This is a genomic window from Metabacillus sp. 84, assembly GCF_050107715.1.
Lineage (GTDB): Bacteria > Bacillota > Bacilli > Bacillales > Bacillaceae > Metabacillus_B.
On sequence record NZ_JBNILN010000005.1, the window covers coordinates 126,646 to 141,479 of the forward strand.

At 46.0% G+C, this 14,834-nt stretch carries 12 protein-coding genes; 4 read left to right on the forward strand and 8 right to left on the reverse strand.

Annotated features, from left to right (window positions below):
• Positions 1-144: 144 nt before the first annotated feature.
• On the reverse strand, positions 145-1,251 hold the full coding sequence (locus tag ACQCV8_RS11280) for a nitric oxide synthase oxygenase (RefSeq protein ID WP_426844731.1): 1,107 nt from the start codon (positions 1,249-1,251) through the stop codon (positions 145-147).
• A 166-nt stretch (positions 1,252-1,417) separates the two neighbouring features.
• Between ACQCV8_RS11280 and ACQCV8_RS11285 the strand changes: the two genes are divergently transcribed.
• Positions 1,418-2,875 carry an aldehyde dehydrogenase family protein gene (locus ACQCV8_RS11285; RefSeq protein WP_426844732.1) on the forward strand — a complete coding sequence of 486 codons (1,458 nt, stop codon included), beginning with the start codon at positions 1,418-1,420 and terminating at the stop codon, positions 2,873-2,875.
• A 611-nt stretch (positions 2,876-3,486) separates the two neighbouring features.
• Here ACQCV8_RS11285 and ACQCV8_RS11290 read toward each other — a convergent pair.
• Positions 3,487-4,443, reverse strand: coding sequence for an NAD(P)/FAD-dependent oxidoreductase (locus tag ACQCV8_RS11290; protein WP_426844904.1), 957 nt, complete (start codon positions 4,441-4,443; stop codon positions 3,487-3,489).
• Between the two features lie 155 nt (positions 4,444-4,598).
• Here ACQCV8_RS11290 and ACQCV8_RS11295 point away from each other — a divergent pair, with 155 nt between their 5' ends.
• The gene (locus ACQCV8_RS11295; RefSeq protein ID WP_426844733.1) at positions 4,599-5,624 is read left to right on the forward strand and encodes an NADP-dependent oxidoreductase; all 1,026 of its coding nucleotides are present in this window, start codon (positions 4,599-4,601) and stop codon (positions 5,622-5,624) included.
• 23 nt (positions 5,625-5,647) lie between these two features.
• On the opposite strand, the gene ACQCV8_RS11300 is transcribed toward ACQCV8_RS11295, so the two are convergent.
• On the reverse strand, positions 5,648-6,382 hold the full coding sequence (locus tag ACQCV8_RS11300) for a 5-formyltetrahydrofolate cyclo-ligase (protein WP_426844734.1): 735 nt from the start codon (positions 6,380-6,382) through the stop codon (positions 5,648-5,650).
• 432 nt (positions 6,383-6,814) lie between these two features.
• On the opposite strand from ACQCV8_RS11300, the gene ACQCV8_RS11305 reads away from it, so the two are divergent.
• Positions 6,815-8,371 (forward strand): ABC-F family ATP-binding cassette domain-containing protein, encoded by a 1,557-nt coding sequence (locus ACQCV8_RS11305; RefSeq protein WP_426844735.1) that lies wholly within the window; start codon positions 6,815-6,817, stop codon positions 8,369-8,371.
• 64 nt (positions 8,372-8,435) lie between these two features.
• Here the strand turns inward: ACQCV8_RS11305 and ACQCV8_RS11310 are convergent, their stop codons facing one another.
• Entirely contained in the window at positions 8,436-9,953 is a 1,518-nt protein-coding gene (locus ACQCV8_RS11310) for a cryptochrome/photolyase family protein (RefSeq protein ID WP_426844736.1), read from the reverse strand.
• A 141-nt stretch (positions 9,954-10,094) separates the two neighbouring features.
• Between ACQCV8_RS11310 and ACQCV8_RS11315 the strand changes: the two genes are divergently transcribed.
• Entirely contained in the window at positions 10,095-10,583 is a 489-nt protein-coding gene (locus ACQCV8_RS11315) for a hypothetical protein (RefSeq protein WP_426844737.1), read from the forward strand.
• A 79-nt stretch (positions 10,584-10,662) separates the two neighbouring features.
• Here ACQCV8_RS11315 and ACQCV8_RS11320 read toward each other — a convergent pair whose 3' ends face one another.
• From ACQCV8_RS11320 to ACQCV8_RS11335, 4 genes are all read right to left on the reverse strand, one after another.
• On the reverse strand, positions 10,663-11,127 hold the full coding sequence (locus ACQCV8_RS11320; protein ID WP_426844905.1) for a DinB family protein: 465 nt from the start codon (positions 11,125-11,127) through the stop codon (positions 10,663-10,665).
• Positions 11,128-11,358: 231 nt separating this feature from the next.
• Entirely contained in the window at positions 11,359-12,111 is a 753-nt protein-coding gene (locus ACQCV8_RS11325; protein ID WP_426844738.1) for an STAS domain-containing protein, read from the reverse strand.
• Entirely contained in the window at positions 12,101-12,760 is a 660-nt protein-coding gene (locus ACQCV8_RS11330) for a cobalamin B12-binding domain-containing protein (RefSeq protein WP_426844739.1), read from the reverse strand. Before ACQCV8_RS11330 ends, ACQCV8_RS11325 begins: the two co-directional genes overlap by 11 nt.
• A gap of 163 nt (positions 12,761-12,923) precedes the next feature.
• A complete protein-coding gene (locus ACQCV8_RS11335) occupies positions 12,924-14,822 on the reverse strand; it encodes an ABC-F family ATP-binding cassette domain-containing protein (RefSeq protein ID WP_426844740.1) in 1,899 nt (632 codons plus the stop codon).
• Between the last annotated feature and the right edge of the window lie 12 nt (positions 14,823-14,834).

Here is a 14,834-nt window from a genome sequence, read left to right on the forward strand (position 1 = left end):
GGCGCCTCCGCTTTTCTTTTTGTCCAGCTCCGGCGCCTAGCCCCTCGAGGTCATAAGCCTCTTCCCCTGCGAAAGGAAAAACACCTTTCTTCGGTGAAGATTCTTATGCTTGTCGGGGCTGAGCAAGGCGCCTCCGCTTTTCTATTAATAAGGGCTTTTTTGGTAAAAGTAGTTTGGTGTTTTAATTTCATTGTTGTAGTTTTTATGAAAAATATGTGTTGTTGCCGGAGATACAGGCGGGATGAGCCAGGTCCAGTCCCCTGTTACTTCTCTGCCGCTGCTCTCCTCTCTCTCCTCGAACCTTTTAAACTGCGAAGCGGCTGTGTGGTGATCAACGATGCTGACGCCTGCTTCTTTAAAGGAGTGCAGCACAGCTGCATTGAGTTCAACGAGAGCCCGGTCTTTCCAAAGTGTAGAATTAAGCTCTGTGCTGAGCCCCATTATCGATGCCACTTTCGGCAGCATATTGTACCGTCCCTCATCTGCCAGGTTTCTGGCTCCGATTTCTGTTCCCATATACCAGCCGTTAAAAGGAGCGGCTCCATATACAATCCCTCCAATTTCAAGGCTCATATCCGATATGATTGGAACCCCGTACCATTTCAAATACAGATCTTCAATCGCCGGAATTTCGGGGTGCCGTATGGGAACTTCCATAATTAGTGATTCCGGGATGGAGAACATTTTTGGTTTCCCTCCGCCTGCGGAGATGACTAGCGGAAGAACCTCAAAATCTGTTTCCTTCCCTTCCCAGCCGAGCTTTTGGCAAACCTTTGTAAATGGAATGGAGGCCGGGTCTCCGATTCTCCCGCCTGCCTTTTCATATCCTGCATAGCGGATCAGCTGATGATTCCAGATTCGGATTCTGTCATGCTCCTTTATTTTTTGCTTGAAGATGGTGATGACAGGTCTGATTTTACCGCCGTTGGAAGCATATTCGATATGGCGGAAGAGTGCTTCTGCCACTTGCTCCTCTGTCTCAAGGCTGCGCTCATCTATAACATGGAGGGATTGCCAAAAAAGCCGGCCTATGCAGCGGTTACTGTTTCGCCATGCCATCCTCGCTCCATATTCCAGTTCTTCCTCAGTGTGTTCATACTCTCCCGTTTTCACAATTTCTTCTTTTATACTGATCAGCCGATTCTCAATTTTATCTTGTTTCTCCAGTTCGTTATAACTGTTATAAATGAATTCCTTTGCCTTCAGGAACAGGTCATTTGCTTCTGTCACAGCTGTCCTCCTATAAGTCATACTAGACTTTTAACCACTTTAACAATAGTAGAAATGATTCACAATGTCCAACAGAACAATCAGGAAAAATCATCCATAAACCTTAGAGGACGGAGCATTCACCCGTTTTACCTCTCCGCATATCGGGTAATTTCGAGAGTGTAACTAAAAAGGAGGCTTTCGAACCATGAGTAATCAGATTACCTATACAAAACATTATATAAACGGTGAATGGGTTGAGGGATCCAGCGAAAAAACAATCCAAAATCAAAATCCATATACTGGAGACCTTCTTCTTGAAATTCGTTCAGCTGATAAGAATGACCTCGACCGGGCCTATACAGCTGCAAAAGATGCCCAGAAGGATTGGGCTGCAACCCTGCCGGGGGAACGTCGTGCAGTTCTTGAGAAGGTCGCACAGCAGCTGAATGACCGCAAAGAGGAAATTATTGACTGGCTTATAAAAGAGTCAGGCAGTACTCGGGTAAAAGCAGAGGCTGAATGGTCTGCAACATTAAATATCGTGAAGGAATCCGCAAGCTTCCCGTACCGGATGGAAGGCAAAATCCTTCCTTCTAATATCCCCGGAAAAGAGAACAGGGTCTACCGCTCACCTAAAGGTGTTGTAGGTGTAATCGGACCGTGGAATTTCCCGCTGCATCTGGCTATGAGATCTGTGGCGCCCGCTCTTGCTGCAGGAAATACGGTTGTTTTGAAGCCATCTTCGGATACTCTTGTTACCTCCGGATTTTTGCTTGCTGATTTATTTGAAAAAGCAGAGCTTCCAAAAGGCGTTTTGAATGTGGTTGCGGGCAGGGGCTCTGAAATTGGTGATGAATTTGTCCTTCATCCGATTCCTAAAGTAATTTCCTTTACAGGTTCAACCGAGGTTGGGCAGCACATTGCTGAGCTCGCAGGGAAGGGCTTGAAGGAAACTGCTCTTGAACTGGGCGGAAACAACGTGATGGTTGTATTGGAGGATGCCGATCTTGATCAGGCGGTGGACGCAGCAATTTTCGGGAAATTCCTTCATCAAGGGCAAATATGCATGGCTCTTAACCGGATCATTGCGGTAGAAGAGATTTATGATGAATTCGCGGAAAAATTTGCAGAGAAAGCCAAAAAGCTTGCTGCAGGAAATCCCGAAGAAGCAAAAACAGCTGTTGGACCATTAATAAACGAGGAAGCATTAGTACGCATACAGAAGGATGTCGAAAAAAGCATTGAGATGGGAGCGAAGACGCTTGTTTCCGGAAAAACAAATGGAAATGTTCTTCACCCAATCGTTCTCGGAGAAGTAACAAGTGATATGCCGATTGCTAAAAATGAAATTTTTGGCCCTGTCGCACCGCTACTTAGAGCAAAAGACGAAGCCGAAGCTATCGAGATTGCCAATAACTCTCCATATGGCTTAAGCGGTTCTGTTTTCTCAGGTGACCTGCACCGCGGTGTGCAAGTTGCAAAAGAAATTGAAACCGGTATGATTCACGTGAACGACCAATCTGTAAATGATGAAGCCCATGTTGCCTTCGGAGGCGAAAAGCACTCCGGCATCGGCCGTTTTGGCGGCGAATGGGCGATTGAGAAATTCACGACGGTTAAATGGATCGGGGTCATGGAAAAACCAAGAGAATTTCCATTCTGATCAACCGAGCCGCTTGATTCCCTAACCTTACCGGATGAGGAAAGCGATGCATGACTTCTACACGGGGAATGCATTATAGCCAATCCATCCCCTTTACCCAGTAAATGTGCTCTAAGCTATTAGCTTAGAGCACATTTTTATTTTCTGTCTTATTTAGGGTCTGATCGGCTGGCAGGGCTGGCAGGCAGGGTGTGCCCGGGCGCTTTCCACTGATGGCGGAAGCAAAACTGCCTCCGGCCCCCACTCTGCTAAAGCACTAAACCTCCGTCCCCGTTCAGAGCAAAGCCTTGCCGTATAAGAGATTCCAGAGTATCCTCTCTGTCCCCGAAAAGAAGAAAAATCGGGGACGGAGGATTCCTCCGTCCCCAATTATGTTAACTAGCCATCATCTGTCACCAAAACAGCAGAAGCGTTGGGGGAGTAAGGATCATTCTTTTCTGCCTCCGGCCCCTAATGCTTTACCGCAACGGGGGTCGGAGGCACCAAGCAACGCATTTCGTAGCGCCTCCCCCTCTCATACCTCAGGTCGGAGCCGCCACCGCTGAGAAACAGCGCCCCGGCTGCTGACCGAAACCCGGAAGCATCCGAGGCGCACTTGTTAAATCAGCCTCTTAAAGCTTCTTTAACCGTTCAGCCAGCGCTTCAGCAGCCGCTTTTCCTGAAAGAAATGCGCTTTCAAACCTTGTTCTTCCAGCCGGGTCATCTTGGTGCAGAAAAGCATCTCCGGCAATCAGCAAAGGATGCTTGTTTTCAAGCTCGATAAAAGGCTGGTAAATGGGGCGAACCGCTTCCGCAAATCTCCACCTCTTCAGCTGAACCGCTGCAATGTTCTCAGGATGGACGAAGGGTTCCGCCCGTTTAAGGATCTCTGCTATCACCTCTTCTGAAGGCTGGTCGTACCAGTTACGAGACCACTCCCCAGTCATATAAATACTGGCAATCGGCTCAGCAGAAATTCCTTTAAGTGAATGATCCGCTATTCTTTCCAGTCCATCCGGAAGGCTTTGGTCAATATGGCCTTCGTCTCCTATAATAAGTGATTCCTTTAAGGTTACCAGCGCTACAAAGCTTGGATTAAATTTTATGCTTTTTAACCTGTCTCCAGGATCCACCCCGCTTTCCTCCAGCAGCTCGATAGCCTGGGGCGCAGGAGTGGTCATAATCAATGCTTCTGACCGGATTTTCCCGCCTTCCTCAGTAACCAGCACATACCCATTTTCAGCTTCCTGAATACGGATCACCTTTGTTTCGGTTTTCACATCGAATTGTTCTGCGAGCTTTTTGGCGAGACTGTTCATCCCTTCAACCCCTGTGTATCTTGGATATGGGTCCCCGAACCACTTTTTAATCCAGCCTTGCTCAAGCCATAGGGCGGCCTCTTCCTTCAAAGCCTCTGTACGGACCGTGAAAAATTGGGCCCCATGATCTGCCTTGCCTTTTCCGATTCTTCTCGTAGCAAGCCGCCCGCCTGCACTCCGTCCCTTGTCCAGCAGCAAAACATCAGAAAATCCTTGTTCTTTTAACACCTTTGCAGCCGTCAGCCCAGACAGCCCTGCTCCAATAATCACGATTCTCAAACGTCATCCCTCCCTGCTTCCACTTTACCGTTAAAAGCCCGGAGCGGCCAAATTGAATAGGCTCCGAAAAGGTGTATTCTTTGAAGAAGTAAGCGCATGATGATAGGGTAGAAATAGTAGAAGCATATTTTAAGGAGGAATGAGACATGGAAACAACCACTCAAAAACAAATTGAGCTAGCTCAGCGTCCGAATGGAATGCCTGACAAGGATACGTTTCGATTTACAGAGGCAAGCGTGCCGGAACCAAACCAGGGTGAAGTCCTGATCCGCACCCTGTACTTATCAGTGGATCCATACATGAGAGGCCGTATGCAGGATACGAAATCGTATGTTGAACCATTCCCTTTAAATGAGGTCATTCATGGCGGCGCTGTCGGTGAAGTTGTTCAGTCCAAGGCAGACGGCTTCAGCCGCGGCGATACCGTAGTCGGAATGCTGGGCTGGCAGGAGTATTCAGCTGTACCGGCTAAGGCTATTCGTAAAATCGACCCTGATATCGCTCCTGTTACAACTGCCCTGGGAGTGCTCGGCATGCCGGGTCTTACAGCATACTTCGGTCTGCTTCACATCGGCCAGCCTCAGGAAGGCGAGACTGTTGTTGTATCCGGTGCAGCAGGGGCAGTCGGTTCCATTGTTGGACAAATTGCAAAAATTAAAGGAGCACGAGTGGTAGGAATTGCGGGTACAGATGAGAAAACGCAATACCTGAAAGAACTCGGCTTTGATGAAACCATCAACTACAAAACCGATCATGTCGAGCAGGCACTTGAAAAAGCTTGCCCGCATGGAATTGATGTGTATTTTGATAACGTCGGCGGTGAAATTTCGGATGCTGTCTACAGCCAGCTGAATAAATTTGCCCGCGTGCCGATTTGCGGAGCCATTTCTTCTTACAATAAAGCAGGCGAAGATTTGGGCCCCCGGGTTCAAACGAAGCTGATCAGGTCAAGTGCGCTGATGAAAGGCTTTGTTGTAGGAGATTATTCTGACCGGTTTGAAGAAGGCTCACGTCAGCTTGGAGCATGGGTTCAAAATGGAAGCCTGAAATACGAGGAAACCATTGTAGAAGGATTTGAAAATATTCCCGAGGCATTTCTTGGGTTATTTAAAGGCTCCAATCTAGGTAAACAGCTGGTTAAGGTCGCGGACCCGCTTTACGCAAACCTATAATTCGTCCAACCCCCTTTACGCATTCATGCTAAAGGGGGTTTTTTAACTGTGGCGGTCAAATTCTTTATTTCCCCGAGCACCGGCATCGCTTCCATTTCCGCTTGCGTTACTCTGCTCCAAACGATTCCCGTTGGCTTCGCCACAGTTGAACCCGTCTTGCTTATACCTGATTCTGTGGCGATCCAGTCTGCGGTCAAGTCAAATTCTTCAACCGGAATAGGATCCTCCACTATCTGTCTGCTGTGGACGGTGGTGATGACGGGAACTTCCCGATTGCCCAGCTCCCGGATGATTGCATATTCCCTGTCGGCATATCCCTCTCCTTTGCCAAGACGCCTGCCGTCCTGCGTCATCGCAACCGAACCAACCACAATCAGGTCAATGGGCGGCAATTCGGATAGGGGAAGAAGCTGGCCGTATTCTTTTATATGACTCAGGCTTGCAGCTCTCCTTTCCTCTCCGGCAGGCACCCATTCCGGCTTTACCTGGATGAAACCTGCTTTCAATCTCGGGGTTGGGACGAGAAGAATTTTCCCGTCCTTCAGCACCTGCGCCCTTAGCGGCAGCTGGGGAGCATCAGGGTTGACCTTGACTGTTTTTGCATCTTTATATTCCTTCATTTCGATGACAAAGGATGCAGCTTGTTCAGCCCCCTTGAAGTTTGGAATTCTTCCTTTAAGCGGAAACGGGAACCGGCCGAGTTTTTCATCCTCCAGCCTATTCCATACTTTTTCCCGTATTTCATTTTTCTTTGTCATTGTTTCGCATCTCCTAATCTGGATTTTTTCAGAAATCGCTCTTATTCGGGATGAGCCAGGCCCAGTCCGCTAAATTTCTTTCCTCCGGGCAATTTTTCCCGGGAAATAATCAAATAGTGCCGGGATTCTGCTTTGTTTTTCCCCAAATTCTATCTTTTTTTCCTTCCGCCTCTCCCTTTCGCATATCATGAGGTTTCGTTATAATCGGAGGGAGAGTAAAAAAATAGAATCCACTGAATTTAAGGCTTTGTTTAACACCTGTTGATTGGAGTGGAAGGCATGAGACTCCGTGCTAGGAGCAGCGGGAAAGGTCAGACCCCGCAGGCGCAAAACGGCGGGGAGGCTCACCGCCCTTATATTAGCGAATGCCTGCTAACTGCAATCAACAGCTGAGTTTAACAGAGCTTAATATAAAAGGAAAAGGTGTATGCGATGAGTGTATTATCAGTAAAAAACCTCAGCCATGGTTTTGGCGACCGGGCTATCTTCAATGATGTATCCTTCCGGCTGCTAAAGGGTGAACATATCGGATTGATCGGTGCTAACGGGGAAGGAAAGTCCACCTTCATGAATATTATTACCGGAAAGCTCGAACCGGATGAGGGCAAAGTCGAATGGTCAAAAAAAGTGCGAGTCGGATATCTTGATCAGCACACAAACCTGGAGAACGGACAGACAATGCGTAAAGTGCTGCAGGGCGCATTCCAGTACTTGTTTGATATAGAGGCTGAAATGAACAGCATCTATGATAAGATGGGCAGCGCCTCTCCGGAAGAGCTGGAAAAGCTTCTTGAGGAGGTAGGTGTTCTTCAGGATACGTTAACGAACAATGATTTCTACATCATTGATTCAAAAGTTGAAGAGGTCGCACGCGGTCTCGGACTGACCGATATCGGGCTTGAGCGAAATGTTCAGGATCTGAGCGGCGGACAGCGGACAAAGGTCCTGCTCGCCAAGCTTTTATTAGAAAAACCGGACATTCTCTTATTGGATGAGCCTACAAACTACCTGGATGAGCAGCACATTGAGTGGCTGAAGCGGTATCTTCAGGAATACGAGAATGCCTTTATTCTAATATCTCATGACATTCCCTTTTTAAATAGTGTAATCAATTTGATTTATCATATGGAAAACCAGGAATTGAACCGCTATGTCGGCGATTATGAGAATTTCCAAAAAGTCTATGAAGTAAAAAAACAGCAGCTGGAATCCGCCTTTAAAAAGCAGCAGGCTGAAATTGCGGATCTCAAGGACTTTGTCGCCCGCAACAAGGCACGTGTTTCTACAAGGAATATGGCAATGTCCCGCCAGAAGAAGCTTGATAAAATGGATGTCATCGAACTCGCTGCCGAAAAGCCAAAGCCTCAATTTCATTTCAAAGAATCCCGTGCCGCGGGCAGGGTCATTTTTGAAACGAAGGATTTAGTGATCGGGTATAACGAGCCTCTCTCAAGGCCTCTGAAATTGAGAATGGAACGGGGCCAGAAGATTGCCCTTGTCGGAGCAAACGGAATCGGGAAAACCACCTTGCTCCGCAGCATATTAGGTGAAATTAAACCGATTGGCGGCGAAGTGGAGCGCGGGGATTACCTTCAAATCGGCTACTTCGAGCAGGAGATCAAGACGAGCAATTACAATACGTGTATAGAGGAAGTGTGGAATGAATTCCCTTCCCTTAACCAGTCAGAGGTTCGTGCCGCCCTGGCAAAATGCGGGCTTACTACTAAACACATCGAAAGCAAGATTGAAGTGCTAAGCGGAGGAGAGAAAGCGAAGGTACGCTTCTGCAAGCTGATGAATAATGAAAGCAACCTGCTCGTACTGGATGAGCCGACCAATCATTTGGACATCGATGCTAAGGAAGAGCTGAAACGGGCTCTGAACGCATACAAAGGAAGCATTTTGATGATTTCTCATGAGCCTGAATTCTATCAAGGGCTGGCGACAGAAGTATGGAATTGTGAAGACTGGACCACAAAGGTGTTTTAATGTCGTGCAAGCTACAGGCTCAATGAAACTACCTAATATAAAGGAGACCCTGTCCGGTCTCCTTTTATAATTCTCCCTTTTTCATCATTTTTTTCACATCGCGTGCTCTGTTTAAAATCTGCTCTTTTTCTTCCTCGTCCAATTTCCCGAGATTTTTATAGTTAAATTTCATCCGCATATTGCCAGAAAGCTTTTCCTCATGCCGGCTCAGAAAGTCATAGTAAAGGGAATTGAACGGGCAGGCATCCTCCCCGGATTTCTTTTTAACGCTATAGCGGCAGCTTCCGCAGTAATCACTCATCTTATTGATGTAGTTTCCTGACGAAACATAAGGCTTTGTAGAAATTAATCCATCGTCTGCGTAAAGGGCCATTCCGAGAACGTTCGGCAGGACTACCCAGTCATATGCGTCAATGTATACCTCATTGAACCAGTCCGAAACCTGCTTTGGTTTTATTCCTGCAAGATTTGCAAAGTTCCCAAGAACCATCAGCCTCTGAATATGGTGGCTGTAGCCATTATTCTGTATGCTTTTTACAGATTGATGGACGCAATTCATGTTTGTCTCCCCATCCCAATAAAACTCAGGCAGCGGAAGCTGGTGCCGCAGGGCGTTACCCTTTTCATAGCCGGGCATTTTTTTCAAATAGACAGCCCGCATGTATTCCCGCCAGCCAAGAACCTGTCTGATAAACCCTTCCACAGCGGCAAGCGGCGCATCCCCATCACGGAAGGCCTTTTCTGCACGTTCGATCACTTTCATCGGCTGAAGGAGTCCGATATTAAGAGAGCCTGATATCAGAGAATGGGACATAAACGGATCATCTTCCAACATTGCATCCTGATAGTCTCCAAATGTCTTAAGTCTATATTTTACAAAATGCTCGAATACCTCTTCTGCCTTTTTTCTGGTGACAGGCCAGTCAAATCCATCAAGTGTTCCAAAATGGTCTTTATAGGTATCTTCCACTTTTCGGATCACATCTTTTGTGATTTGATCCTGCCTGGTGGATTTAGGCTTTTTAAAATTCAGTCCTTTTTTCGGAGGCTTGCGATTTTCCTGGTCATAGCTCCATTTCCCGCCCTCAGGATTATCACCGTCCATCAATACGTTAAACCGTTTCCTGAGCTCGCGGTATATGGGATCCAGCCTCCACTCCTTTTCACGATCGAGCAAGCTGTCCCAGTCCTTCTCCTTTGTTAAAAAAAGAGCTTCCTCTTCTAAAAAGGCAACGTCAGTCTTCTGATCGTTTTTCCACTTTTTCAGTATTTTTCTCATCCGATGATCGGCAGGGAGATGAACAATTACCTCATCCGGTTCATGCTGACTTTTATGCTCTTCCCAGCCCTTTTCAAAGGATTCAGATTCCCGATAATCCACCTTATAGCCTTTATCGCGGAGCTCCTCCGCAAAATGCCTCATCGCAGAAAAAAGAAGAACAAGCTTCTGTTTGTGGTAGTTTTGCCATTGACTGCGCGAGTCTGCTTCAATCATTAAGATGATGTCCTCCTCAGGATTCATCTGTTTAATACCCTCCATCTCCGGCGTCAGCTGGTGGCCAAATATCCAGATTGTTTTCATAGATTGTCCCTCCTGTCTTCAACCCCATTCCTGCTTGAAGGAGCTTTGAAACGGAAATAAGCATATTGGAGGGAAGGAAAAATTTTTCTTTACTCATTTGCTCACACCTATTAAAATAAAACAGCCGAGGGGGTGCAGCAATTGGATAAGATCGCTTTTCTTCTGGCTGCAATGCTCGTATTCTTAACGGCTTGCAGCTCTGAACAAAAAGAAATTGAAGCTTATATGGATTTAGTTACAAAGTGGAACACCGAGGAGTTTGAAATCATCAAAGATTATGAGGAAGCTTATTCGGATGAAACGACCACAAAGAAGGAATATTTGGAGATTCTAGACAAAACGCTCAGCCGCTACCCGGATTTTCTTAAAACGGCCGAAGCCTATCGTCCACAAACAGAACAGCTTCAGACGCTCCATGCCATATATACAGATTCATTAAGGAATTATTATGAATCCATGGTGCTTGACCGCGCTTACGGGAAACCAGATCAAGAAGATCAGGCGGAAATGGATAAAAAGTTCAGTTCCTATCTTGAGGAATCGGCCATGCTGGCTGAAAAATTTGAATCTGAGCTTGAAAAAACAGCTTCTATGTACAATATTGAGCTGGAGTGGGAAGAAATCCAGTAAACGCAAAAACCATTGGTTAAACTGAAATCACAGATGCAGCGAAACTGGATTCCTCCTCACTTACTTCATATTCTTTATCTTATTCAAACATTGAGATTTCAGGGTCTAGATCACAACAGTGAACAAGCATAGCATGCAATTGTCCCCTATGGTGATAAACGTGTGCGGCTATCTCTAATAGCCATTCATATCTCGTATAAGTCAAACCCCAATACGCAGTCGTTTCCGCTAAAAGTTCTTCATCGGACAGATTCATATAATTATTTTTTAATGCTTTAAAATTCGCAGTTAAACCTTCTTTTATCAAATTCAACGTTTTATACGATACCCCAGAATAGAACCGTTTCATCTCCTCTTCTGTTGCTTCATTGGAAATATGCCAGTCGGCTTCACAAATTACAGCTATGTGCTCCAGCAATTCTCCTATTGATTGCTTGCCTGCGGTAGGTCTCTTATGCAGATTTTCTTCATGCAATTTTCCTAGGATTTCAGTAATTGAATGGACAGCAAATTCAGTTTGATGCAATACACTTTTACAATTCACTCCCGTTGCCCCTCCACTGAATTTCATCAAAACCCTATAGGTCAGCCGCAGCTGGCTGAATCTCTTCATCAAGCTCATCTGCAATGAATAGTACATGTTTCAGAATGTTAAAAAAGCAGTCCTCTTTTGTTTTGAATGGGACTGCTTTTTGGCTTATTCATTTGCACCTTAATCATCCATCGGGTTTCATAAAATCTGGACAAAGCTTCCATTCCCATCAATAGGTGTATATTATACAAGATAGGTTTTAATCGCCTTCGGAAGAGTACTGACAGATGGAGCGTCCAGTTCCTCTCCGGATTGATTCATTGCTTTTACGTGGGCAGGCGTCAACCCGGTAAATACAGGTTCAACCCCCATCAGTCTGAATTCCGCAAAGAGCTTTCCCAGTTCTTTTATTCCGTTTTCAGTAAGTGAACCGATCCCGTGAAAATCAAGAATGGCATGTTCGAAATCCTCTTCAAAAAGATTGTTCAGCAGCCTTGACCGGTTTCTTATGATTAAGTCCGCCTCCAGATTCCCAAACAGCGGGATCAGCACCAGCTTGGGCGACAATGTGATGGCAGGACCGGAGAGCTCGGTGATTTTATCCAGCGATTTTTCTAATGCTTCCTTTTGAAACAGCAGCTCCATATCCGTTTCCGCGAGCCGCTTTTGCTGTTCGCTCACTTTTGAAACAAGTTCCTTCATATGAAGGTCCTGCGGGTGGCAAATGATGTGGCCTTCTCCGTCGACCCAATTAACCGAGAGCCTGAACGTTGCTACCGGCTCACGCAAGGTTTGAAGAGCGACCTCCGCCTCCTTCTTCCCGTAGCCCGTTAACAATTTTTCTGCTTTTACACGGCTTCCATCGTCAGCAAGGTCCAGGAACAAGGTGCCTTCTTTGAACGAAAAAAGATTCCTTGCTTCATGAGAGAAGTCAAGGATCTCAAGCTGGCGGTTTATTTTAAAGTAGACTATAGGCAAATGACTGCTATTTGACAACTCGTTTTCCTCCAGCGTGTTCCAACTGGAACCATTCTGACAGCATTGTTAATGAAGGGATGAACTTTGTCCTTTCAGAACCGTACTGAGTGAAATCATGAGTAGCCAGGAGCCGTCCGCCAAGTAAAACCGCAGGCTTTGTGCGGATGGATTCCAGTCTGTGAATGTATTCTTTAAGAAGCCCGACCCTGTAGTTCAGACTGAAAGAGATTCCGATCACATCCGGTTCCCATTTTTCTGCAGCCGAAAGCGCATATTCCAGAGGAAGATTAGGACCTAAAAACTTCGTGTCCCATCCATTTTCTTCAAAAAGAATATGGACCATTTTCAAACCAATAAAATGGTCCTCCTCCTGTACACATAAAAACAGTGCCTTGGACTGTTCATCTGATTTTGGTTTTTTTTCTCTCATGTAGTGCTGATATTTCGATAATATATAATCGCATGTAGATGTAGCCAAATGCTCATCTGCAACTGTAACTTCGTTATTTTCCCAAAGCACCCCTACATGACGCATTGCATTGGTAAAGAATTTCTCGAATAGATCAAGAGTGGAAGTCCCTGCGTCCATTTGGTGCTGGACCATTTCCCATACAGCTTCATGGTCTCCCTCAAGAAGTCTGTAAGCCATTTTTTCAGGAGTTTTCATCGTCTCACCCCTTGCTGGTAGATTCTCTGTCTCCTACCCTACCATCTTTTCTTCAATTGCACGAATAAAAGAGGCTGGTAAATATATCAACGTCTTTATAAGATGATACCATTTATATAGAAAAAACTGAATGTATACCTTTTGGCAAAGAGATTATGATGGTTTAATTGGATTTGGATTGCTCGATTTCCTCCAGAATCAGGGACAGCTCCGTCCAGCGGTCCATAGAATATTCCAGCTTCTCCTCCGCGGATTTTTGCTCTTCCATCAGCTTTTGTATTTTGCCGAAATCACTGCCTGCTTGATCAATGCTCTTCCGGATGTCTGAAAGCTTCTCTTCGAGTTCCGCAATCTGATCTTCAAGCCCGTCCCACTCCTGCTGCTCTTTATAGGAAAGCTTTTTCCGGGCAGTTTTAGCAGAATGTACGGGCTCAGATGGCTTTGCCTCTTTTTTTACGGCTGGCTGCTGCTTTCGTTCTTCCATGTATTCTGAATAGTTTCCAAAAAACTTTTCAATTTCTCCTTGTCCTTTAAATACAAACAGCTGGTCAATGACGCGGTCAAGAAAATACCTGTCATGGGATACGGTGATGACGACTCCGGGAAAATGATCTAAATACTCCTCGAGAACTCCAAGTGTCTGGGTATCCAGGTCATTCGTCGGCTCATCCAGGAATAAAACGTTCGGCTCCTGCATCAGGACCGTCAAAAGATACAGGCGTCTCCGCTCTCCCCCGGAAAGCTTGCGGATATATGTGTACTGCATGGACCTCGGAAATAAGAAACGTTCCAGCATTTGCTCTGCTGTAATAGCCGTCCCATCTGCCGTATGAACAATTTCCGCTGTTTCCTTAATGTAATCAATCATCCGCAGGTTTTCATCCATGTCTGAATGATCCTGTGTATAATAACCGATCTTTACTGTTTCCCCCGTTTCAATCATCCCGCTGTCCGGCTTTATTTTTCCGGCCAGCATATTTAAAAGGGTGGTCTTTCCGGTTCCGTTTGGTCCGATTAGGCCGAGTCTGTCCCCCGGTACGACGAGATAGCTGAAATCCCGGACAAGCTGCTGATCTCCGAAGCTTTTGCTTACATCCGTAAGCTCGATGACTTTCTTGCCGAGTCTGGTGCTTCCAAGAGCAAATTGAAGGTCATGCCTGGATGTATCAAACTTCTGGCCTTTCATTTCCTCTACCCGCTGGACGCGTGCCTTTTGCTTCGTTGTTCTTGCTTTCGCTCCTCTTCGAAGCCAGGCAAGCTCGCGTCTGAGGGTGTTTTGATGCTTTTGTTCACTCTGCGCTTCCTGTTCTTCCCGCTCAGCCTTTTTTTCCAAAAACATTTCATAGTTTCCTTCATATATAAAGAGCTTCCCTTTATCCAGCTCAAATATTTGGCTCGTCACGCGGTTGAGAAAATACCGGTCATGCGTCACGACGATAAATGATCCTTTATATTGACCGAGGAATGCTTCCAGCCATTCAATGGTATCCTGGTCAAGATGGTTAGTCGGCTCATCAAGAATAAGCAGATTGGCTGGCTGGATTAATGCCTTTGCAATTGCAACCCGCTTTTTTTGCCCGCCAGACAGCTCTTTGATTTTTCGTGAATAATCGGAAATCCCCAATCGGGTCAGGACGGTTTTAGCTGTGGTGATCGCATCCCACGCATTTAGCCCATCCACTGTTTGCTGCACTTTCATCAGTTCAGACTGATAAGCTTCGTTTTCGGGATGGCTTTCAAGCAGCACGAGAGCTTTTTCATAGTCCCTCATCCCCTTCATGATCGCCGCGTCCCCCTGATAAATCTGATCCAGAACGCTTAGCTCTTCATTCAGCTCCGGCGTTTGGGGCAAATATTCGATATGAAACTGATTGGCATGGAGCATGGTACCGGATTCAGCGGTTTCCAACCCCGCCAGGTATTTGAGAAGCGTCGATTTTCCAGTACCGTTTACTCCAATCAGACCAATTCTCTGCTTTTCTGAAATGGAAAAAGAAAGGTGGTCAAACAGCACCTTTTCTCCATATGTCTTATAAAGATTTTCAACTGATAACATGCTCATATCCGATCAACC

Excerpts from the sequence above, each read along its gene's own strand:
- ACQCV8_RS11280 (WP_426844731.1), bottom strand. The coding sequence starts at position 1,251 with ATGACTTATAGGAGGACAGCTGTGACAGAAGCAAATGACCTGTTCCTG.
- ACQCV8_RS11285 (WP_426844732.1), top strand. The coding sequence starts at position 1,418 with ATGAGTAATCAGATTACCTATACAAAACATTATATAAACGGTGAATGG.
- ACQCV8_RS11295 (WP_426844733.1), top strand. The coding sequence starts at position 4,599 with ATGGAAACAACCACTCAAAAACAAATTGAGCTAGCTCAGCGTCCGAAT.
- ACQCV8_RS11300 (WP_426844734.1), bottom strand. The coding sequence starts at position 6,382 with ATGACAAAGAAAAATGAAATACGGGAAAAAGTATGGAATAGGCTGGAG.
- ACQCV8_RS11305 (WP_426844735.1), top strand. The coding sequence starts at position 6,815 with ATGAGTGTATTATCAGTAAAAAACCTCAGCCATGGTTTTGGCGACCGG.
- ACQCV8_RS11310 (WP_426844736.1), bottom strand. The coding sequence starts at position 9,953 with ATGAAAACAATCTGGATATTTGGCCACCAGCTGACGCCGGAGATGGAG.
- ACQCV8_RS11330 (WP_426844739.1), bottom strand. The coding sequence starts at position 12,760 with ATGAAAACTCCTGAAAAAATGGCTTACAGACTTCTTGAGGGAGACCAT.
- ACQCV8_RS11335 (WP_426844740.1), bottom strand. The coding sequence starts at position 14,822 with ATGAGCATGTTATCAGTTGAAAATCTTTATAAGACATATGGAGAAAAG.